This is a genomic window from Okeania sp. SIO3I5, from assembly GCF_010672085.1.
Lineage (GTDB): Bacteria > Cyanobacteriota > Cyanobacteriia > Cyanobacteriales > Microcoleaceae > Trichodesmium.
In genome coordinates this window covers 1-7,549 of sequence record NZ_JAAHHT010000348.1, presented here as the reverse complement: position 1 = coordinate 7,549, position 7,549 = coordinate 1, and the positions used below count along the sequence as shown (strand labels likewise).

Here is a 7,549-nt window from a genome sequence, read left to right as displayed (position 1 = left end):
TATTTCCACAGTCGAAGTCTTTGAGAATCAAACGGAAAATTCTCAGAGTGTAATTTTGGCAAAATCAGGAGAAGTTAAATCTGAAGCATCAGTAAATCAAGAATTTTCTCCGACTATTTCCACAGTCGAAATATTTGAGAATCAAACGGAAAATTCTCAGAGTGTAATTTTGGCAAAATCAGGAGAAACGAAATCTGAAGCATCAGTAAATCAAGAATTTTCTCCGACTATTTCCACAGTCGAAATATTTGAGAATCAAACGGAAAATTCTCAGACTTCAGATAACTTAACTTTAACCTTATTACCAGACGATAAACCTGTAGAACCAAATAGTAATACTACACCTACCCCAACAGAATCAGAACAATATACCACTCCTCCATCACAACAAGCGCAAACCCCTACAGAACAACAAGAACCCCTAGTGCTAGTAGCTGAAGTTGTAGTTATTGGAGTAGACGGAGAACTCGAAGATCAAGTTTACCAAGTCATTAACACCCAACCAGGACGCACAACCACTCGCTCTCAACTACAAAGAGACATTAACGCTATCTTTGCCACCGGTTTCTTCCGAAATGTGAAAGCAGTACCTGAAGATACTCCCCTAGGTGTACGAGTTACTTTTGAAGTCGAACCGAACCCAGTATTAAATTCTGTAATCATAGAAGGTGCAGAAGTATTTCCTGAAAGTGAAACACAGAGAATATTCAACGAGCAATATGGTCAAACTCTCAACTTGAAAGTTTTTGAAGGAGGTATTGAACAAGTTAACCAGTGGTATCAAGACAATGGTTATGTTCTCGGACAAGTTATCGGTGCGCCTCAAGTCAGTGATGATGGCACTGTCACCTTAGAAGTTGCAGAGGGAGAAATTAGAGAAATTCAAGTCCGCTTCGTGGATGCAGAAGGAGAAACAGTAGATGAAGAAGGAAACCCCATAGAAGGACGTACCCGTGAATATATTATCACTAGAGAAATTCAGCTGCAACCAGGAGATATATTTCAGCGACAGACAGCAGAAAGAGATATTAGAAGAGTCTTTGGTTTAGGAATTTTTGAAGATGTGAGATTGGGGTTAGAACCAGCACCAGACGATCCTAACCAGGCAGTTGTAATTGTGAATGTTGTAGAGAAAAGTACAGGTTCTCTAGCATTTGGTGGAGGGGTTAGTTCTGCAAGTGGGTTGTTTGGTACAGTGAGTTATCAACAGCAAAATATTGGTGGTAATAATCAAAAATTAGGTGGTGAGTTTCAGGTTGGTGAACGATTAGTATTAGCAGATGTTAGTTTTACAGATCCTTGGGTTGGTGGAGACGATCATCGACTCTCTTATACAGTTAATGCCTTCAGACGACGAGCAATTTCGGTAATTTTTGATTCTGATGAAGATAACGATCAGCGCGATGTCGATCTGCCTAATGGTGACAACCCACGGGTTATTCGTACAGGAGGTGGAGTGAGTTTTACTCGTCCGTTTATTCCTAATCCGTTTGTCGATCCACAGTGGACTGCTTCTTTGGGATTAAAATATGAACGGGTAGAAATTCAGGATAGTGATGGTGACACTGAACCCAGGGACGAATTAGGTAATAAATTGACTGCTGATGATTCTGGGGAAGACGATTTATTGACTGTTCAGTTTGGTATCGTCAACGATCGCCGCAATAACCGCCGACAACCTACTTCGGGTAGTTTGCTCAGGTTTGGTACAGAACAGTCTATTCCTATAGGTTCAGCAGAAATTGCCATGAATCGTTTGCGGGGTAATTTCAGTTATTTTATTCCAGTAAATTTTACCAGGTTTGCTGACGGACCTGAAGCTTTAGCTTTTAATTTACAAGCAGGTCATATAATTGGAGATTTACCTCCTTATGAAGCTTTTCCTCTGGGTGGTACTAATACAGTCCGTGGATATGATGAGGGTTCGGTGGCAGCAGGTCGTACTTTTGTCTTGGGAACTGTTGAGTATCGTTTTCCTGTATTGAATTTTCTTGGTGGTGCTTTATTTATTGATGCTGCAACAGTATTTGATAGTCAAAGTTCTGTAATTGGTAATCCTGGAGGTGTGCGGGAAAAACCAGGAGATGGTATCGGTTATGGTGCTGGTATCCGGGTACAATCTCCTCTTGGTCCGATTAGAATTGATTACGCTATTAACGATGAAGGTGAAACTCGTTTCCACTTTGGTATTGGCGAACGGTTTTAGTGAAGTCAGAAGTGCAGGACTTACGCAAAGACACTATAGAACCCATTTGGGATCTATGATTGGGAGGTGTGGGAGGTGTGGGAGGTGTGGGAGGTGTGGGATGTGTGGGATGTGTGGGATGTGTGGGAGGTGTGGGATGTGTGGGATGTGTGGGATGTGTGGAGAGTTTAGTCCGTACAGGACTCAAAAAATGTAGGGTTGTAAATATTCTAGCTCAGACAATGAATGAACAATGCCAAAACGACCGCTCCCCTAAACAAGCGCTCCCCTACTCCCTCTTTTCTAGAGATATGAAATTTCTATATATAGCGTATGGCAAATAGAGCGATATAGCTGCCGCTAGACTCCGCCAACGCTACAATTTTTTTAAGCGATCGCTTGTCAGTCCAATAGTAACTTTTTGCTGATGATGAATCTTAGACTAGGAAGTGTTTTTCCAACTATTCCCTGTTCCCTATTCCCTATTCCCTGCTATTGACATCTTGAAGTAGCAAAGATTTATAGACAGCAACAACAAATTTTATTACCCCAAACAGTATTAGTTGAAGTTGCTTACAGCGGTTTAATAAGGAGTAATGAGTAATGAGTAATGAGTAATGAGTAAGGAGTAATGAGTAATGAGTAATGAGTAATGAGTAAGGAGTAAGAAGTAAGGAGTAATGAGTAAGGAGTAAGGAGTTAGGAGTAAGAAGTAAGGAGTAATGAGTAAGGAGTAAGGAGTAAGGAAAATGCATAAATTTTTAAATTCGTGCTTCTAGCAAACACATATTTTAGTTGAGGATTTTTGAATGCGATTACTGTATAACCAGATTTTATATGAGTTGATTCGATTTCTGCTCGGAGGTAATTTAAACGTTCTCAAGCTTTTTGAGGTTAGCGATCGCTTTCACCAGAGATTCTATCGCTTCTTGGTTTCAAGGTTTCTAATCCCAGACGCACTACTTCCACAGCTACTTCAGAGAGTGTCTAATGTTTTTCAGTCGCTAACTGGAGTAGGGTGTCGTACTGTTCTGGTTCTAAAACCAGTGGGGTATATGGATACTGTGTCATCTCATTCTGTGAACATAAATGTTTTGGGAATGCTTCCTATTATATCATTATTTTGAGTAAATCCTAAACAAGAAACCGGGTTTATTACCCTGATTATTCAAGTCATATAGAATCCGGGTAATTAGTTATTGTATTACTGAGGAGTAAGGAGGTAGGGACGCCCTTATGCAACGTCCCTACTCCCAACTATACAATAACTATTCAACCGGATTTGATATCAGGAAATATTGTACCGATGCTACCGGATTTGATTTGATATAAAATCCGGTTATACAGTAATCGCAAAATTACTTCCTCAACTAAAATATGTTAAGCATGAATACGAATTTAAAAATTTATGCATTTTCATTTCCTTTCTTACTCCTAACTCCTACCTCCTACCTCCTAACTCCTACCTCCTAACTCCTACCTCCTAACTCCTAACTCCTAACTCCTTACTCCTTACTCCTCAGTAATACGATAACTAATTGGATTCTATATGAAAAGTCATCCTCAGCGACAATAGGAAGCAATCTTGCACCATCCCTCAGATTGCTTCCTTCCACAAGTTCCAGTCGCAATGAGCTACAATAACTAATTATTGGGATTAGATATTACCAGACAAACATGACTACTTTCAATTTGATACACCAAAACCTACAGACAAACCTAGAGACAATTTTAAATCGCGCTCTCGAAGGTTACGACTTATCTCCAGCAGAGGCACTATTATTGTTATCCCCAACTACTCAACCTAATTTCGGAAAATTTGCCTTAACTCAACTTCCACCAGAAATAACTGCTATCCAAAAAACAGCAGACAAACTCCGACAACAACAAGTAGGTGATACAGTAACTTACGTTATCAATCGTAATCTAAATTTCACCAATATTTGCGAACAACATTGTAGTTTTTGTGCATTTCGCCGAAATGAGAGGGATGCGGGTGCATTTTGGTTAAATATCGAGCAAATTTTAGCAAAAGCTAATGATGCGGTACAACGTGGAGCAACTGAAATTTGTATGCAGGGAGGATTAAATCTGCAAGCTAAAGTTGCAGGAAAATCTTTACCTTATTATTTGCAACTGGTAAAAGAGATTAAAAATCAGTTTCCCCATTTGCACTTACACGCTTTTTCTCCCCAGGAAGTGCAGTTTATTGCTAGGGAGGATGGGGTGAGTTATGAATATGTAATTGCTGCTTTGCGAGATGCGGGTGTGGGTTCGATGCCAGGTACTGCTGCCGAAGTTTTGGATGATGCAGTCAGGCGAGTTATTTGCCCAGAAAAAATCAATACGGCGACTTGGTTAGAAATAGTTAGTACGGCGCATCGTTTGGGAATGCCAACCACAAGTACAATGTTGTGCAGTCATATTGAAACTCCTGAACAGCAGATTTTACATTTAGAAAGGTTGCGCTTTCTCCAACAAACTGCCATTGAAAAAGATTATCCAGCGAGAATAACAGAGTTTATTTTATTACCGTTTGTCGGGCAAGAAGCACCTGCTGCTTTGCGTCGGAAAGTGGGGCGCAACCAACCTGTTTTGTTGGATATTTTATTGTTAACCGCAGTGTCGAGAATATTCTTAGGAAACTCGATTATTAACCATCAACCGAGTTGGGTAAAACTTGGTTTGGATGGAGCAACAGAGGCATTAAAGTGGGGTTGTAATGATATTGGTGGTACGTTAATGGAGGAACATATTAGCACAATGGCAGGTGCTGTTGGAGGTACTTGCATGGAAGTGGAAACTTTGCAGGAAGCTATTAGAAATTTGGGGAGAAATTATCAACAAAGAGACACGCTTTATTCAATTCAAAATTCAAAATTCAAAATTCAAAAGTAAGATAGTTTGTAGGTTGAGTTGAGGGCAGTTCACACGGATTATGCCACAGATGTACGGATTAATAGTCCAGCAATATCTGTAGGTTGGGTTGAGAGCAGCTCACACGGATTATGCCACGGATGTACGGATTAAGAGTTCAGCAATATCTGTAGGTTGGGTTGAGAGCAGCTCACACGGATTATGCCACGGATGTACGGATTAATAGTCCAGCAATATCTGTAGGTTGGGTTGAGAGCAGCTCACACGGATTATGCCACGGATGTACGGATTAATAGTCCAGCAATATCTGTAGGTTGGGTTGAGAGCAGCTCACACGGATTATGCCACGGATGTACGGATTAATAGTCCAGCAATATCTGTAGGTTGGGTTGAGGTGACGAAACCCAACATTATTAGCTCAAAAATTAAAAGTAATAGTATACTTTCTAGATAGGATTAAAGTAATCAAACCCAAGAAAGATTGTCTGAGGCGGAAAATTTAATTTTTGATGTTATTAAAAAATGGCTTGATTGGAAAATTGAACAACAAGAAATATTTCGTTAACTTTCGAGTATTTTTCAACCTTTTTCTAATAACCAGGGAAACAAAATTAATCACAAATTTTAGAGGGTAAAAGCCTTGCTCTGTTAGAATAAACGGTAGTGGGAGCATCTTGCTCCCGTACTAGCGAGCAGGATGCCTGCACTGGGCATTTTTTGTTCCTATCTACCGTTACATGAGCAGAACTACCCAAAAATTTAATTACGGCAAAGATACCAAATAGCTTCTATAAATGTTCAAACTCAGTCAGAAATTACTTCTAAATTCTAACTTTTGACTTTTGACTTTTGACTTGCCCTATAACCCTAGATCAGCAGCAACTCTATGAGCGCAAGCAAAACCAGAAAATGCCACAGCATTTAAACCTTGTCCCGGAAATGTACTATCTCCAACACAATATAAACCAGGTATTGCAGTCCTATTAAATGGCATTCCTAATAAACCCTTTAATTTCCGCTGAGGAATAGGACCATAAGTTCCATCTTGTCGGTTTAAAAATCTTTGATGCGATCGCGCCGTACCAACCTCCATATAATCCAAACCCTCATCTAAACCAGGAAAAATCTTTTCTAATCTATTAATAACTCGCCCCGCTGCTGCTTCTTTTTTCACCTCATATTCTTCTACATTTAATCCTTGCCAATCTTCCATATAACTAGGTGTAAAAGTATGAACTATATGATATCCTTCCGGTGCCAAACTTGGGTCTAATAATGTCGGAATAGAAACAAAAATTGTACCTTCTGGTGCCTCCATTTTTTCCCAGTTTTCTAAGAAAATATGATGACATTCTGTACCTGGAGGAAAGACTGAAGTTTCTACTCCTAAATGCAAGCTTAAAAAACTTGGTGATTTTTGATAATTACTCCGCCATTTCATCTCACTTGGAGGTATATTTTTTTCTGGAACTAATTTACCAAAAGTATCCCATCTTGTGGCGTTAGAAATAATCCGTTTACCTCGATAAACTTTACCATTAGTTAATTCCACTCCTACTGCTTTTCTGTTTTCGATGATAATTTTTTTAACCCTAGCTTTATATTGAATTTCTCCTCCATTTTTCTCCAAACCTTCTACTAATTTCTCAGCAATTTTTCCCACCCCACCTTTAGGGTAATTAATACCTCCATAATGTCGGTCAGAAAATACCATACCAGCATTAATCATTGGAGTGAAATTTGCCGGAACTACTGACCAACAATAACATTCCATATCAATAAATTGTAATAACTTAGAATCATAAATATATCGACGTGCAACATCACCAACATTTTGAGGCAAATACTTCAATAACCCTAAACAAGAACCAGGATTTTGAAAAAATGATTTAGAGAGATATTTTAGTTCTTCTAAAGATAATAACTCCATTGAATTGAGACAATTAAATACTGCCCAACATTCATCATAAAATTGTTTAATTCCTTTCCTTTCATGGGGGAATTTTTCCGTTAATTCTTCTATAAACTTTTCATATTGTTGGTAAACTTTTAATTCTAAATTATCTGGTAAATGATAATGTATTTGTACCGGGTCGGGAATTGTTTCTATACTGACATTGACAGCATCTAAAGCACGAGTCAGTAAATTTGTTGTACCTTTTTTGCCAAAACCAAATATCATTGATGCACCCACATCAAATGTGTATCCTTCCCTTTCAAAATAACCAGAACTACCACCAGGAATAATATAACTTTCTAACACTATAACTTTTGCTCCTTTCGCGACAAGTTGAGTGGCCGTAACTAAGCCACCAATGCCAGAGCCAATTATAATTGCATCATATTCAGGTATTGCCGGTAATTTGTCAGTTAATGAGGTAGATGTTATAGAGACTGCCATAGTAAAACTTTTGATACTTTTCTTGATGTAGTTTAGTCGTTATGATGTTGATAATGTTTGATTTATAACAATTTTCCAAAAATTAT

General features: G+C 38.7%; 4 protein-coding genes. 3 read left to right on the top strand and 1 reads right to left on the bottom strand.

Going from position 1 to position 7,549, the window contains the following annotated elements; all coding sequences use genetic code 11:
* From F6K40_RS37315 to cofH, 3 genes are all read left to right on the top strand, one after another.
* On the top strand, positions 1-2,206 hold a 2,206-nt coding region (locus tag F6K40_RS37315; protein ID WP_365674125.1), incomplete at its 5' end, for a BamA/TamA family outer membrane protein.
* Positions 2,207-2,274: 68 nt separating this feature from the next.
* Entirely contained in the window at positions 2,275-2,529 is a 255-nt protein-coding gene (locus F6K40_RS37310) for a hypothetical protein (protein WP_293144388.1), read from the top strand.
* 1,333 nt (positions 2,530-3,862) lie between these two features.
* A complete protein-coding gene (gene cofH, locus F6K40_RS37305; protein ID WP_293144385.1) occupies positions 3,863-5,083 on the top strand; it encodes a 7,8-didemethyl-8-hydroxy-5-deazariboflavin synthase subunit CofH in 1,221 nt (406 codons plus the stop codon).
* An 838-nt stretch (positions 5,084-5,921) separates the two neighbouring features.
* Here cofH and crtH read toward each other — a convergent pair.
* Positions 5,922-7,463 carry a carotenoid isomerase gene (gene crtH / locus F6K40_RS37300; RefSeq protein ID WP_293144382.1) on the bottom strand — a complete coding sequence of 514 codons (1,542 nt, stop codon included), beginning with the start codon at positions 7,461-7,463 and terminating at the stop codon, positions 5,922-5,924.
* Positions 7,464-7,549: the final 86 nt, after the last annotated feature.

Coding starts and splice junctions, on each gene's coding strand:
- cofH (WP_293144385.1), top strand. CDS start 3,863: ATGACTACTTTCAATTTGATACACCAAAACCTACAGACAAACCTAGAG.
- crtH (WP_293144382.1), bottom strand. CDS start 7,463: ATGGCAGTCTCTATAACATCTACCTCATTAACTGACAAATTACCGGCA.